Genomic DNA, 1,127 nt, shown 5'->3' with positions numbered 1-1,127 from the left:
AACAGCGGCACAAAGCTGCCGGGCTGATAAATCGTGTGGTGCTGCCTGTCGCGGGTTTCGCTCAGCACCAGCCGGTCACCGTCCCAGCCATACCAGGTGTGCTGCGTGTCGGTCTGCTTCGTTTTCGGGTTCATTGTGGCGGTGAGTCTGCCCACCCGGCGGCCGAGCGGGTCGTAGACATAGCGGCCCTTCGCGCTAGTCTGGCCGTCGTCTTCTCGCTGATAGCGTGTCAGGCGGTGATTCTGGTCGTATGCGTAGTTATGGGTTTCATCCGGGGCGTATTCCTCACCGGTCCAGCCGGAGAGATAGCGGCGTTTTTCCGTCAGGTTGCCGGATTTATCGTAGCGGTAGGTGTAGCGTTCGTCCTGGCCGGTGCGGTTGTCGGGCCAGATGTGACGGTCTTCCGGTGCCGGGATAAAATCATGCGCCAGGGTGACATTGCGGTTGCCCGCCGGGTCGGTGAGCGTGGTGAAGGTGGTGTCACCCAGCCGTGCGCTTTCCAGGCGTCCGGACGAAGAATATGTGTAATGCTGTTCGTCGCGCCCGGTGTGAATGCCGGTAAGTAATCCGGCTGAGTTGTACCGGTAGTCGCGGTTCAGGGCCGGATGGTGGCCTGAAACGGACTGTTGCGCCAGTTGCCCGCGCGGTGTGTACGCGGTGGCGGACTGCCAGTCGCCGAAGCGGCGGGTGGTTTCCCGGTGCAGGCGGTCGCGGGAGAGTTCGACAAGCGCGTCATCCCCCAGTTTCACCCCGAGCAGATGGCCGGGACCGTAGGTCTGCCACTGGATTTCCGGCAGGCCATCATACGTGACGGCGGACTCAAAGCCGCGCGGGTCGTATTCCCGGGCCACGCTGTGCTGCCAGAGTTTTTCCGCCTGCGCATTGTGAATAACCTGGTGCTCCGCCGTCACCCGGCCGTTGCCGTTGTATTCATAGCGCACACAGACCAGATGGTTTTCGCTGCGGTGGGCCATTTCAGCCAGCCGTCCGGCTTTGTCGTGGCCGAACAGCATTTCATCCGGGGTGCCGTCGGGCAGCGGCGGGCGTTCGCGGCGGATTAATTTGCCGTTCTCATCGTAATGCCAGCGGGTGACAAGCCCCGCGTCCTCGCTGTGGGTGAGCTGGCC

The 1,127-nt window shown here is 62.8% G+C and carries 1 pseudogene; it reads right to left on the bottom strand.

Annotated elements, in window-relative coordinates:
* Positions 1–1,127: pseudogene (locus D6029_RS17225) on the bottom strand (type IV secretion protein Rhs); the annotation flags it as partial.

Origin of the sequence: Buttiauxella izardii, from assembly GCF_003601925.1 — a bacterium.
Lineage (GTDB): Bacteria > Pseudomonadota > Gammaproteobacteria > Enterobacterales > Enterobacteriaceae > Buttiauxella > Buttiauxella izardii.
This window is presented reverse-complemented; position numbering and strand designations above follow the sequence as displayed.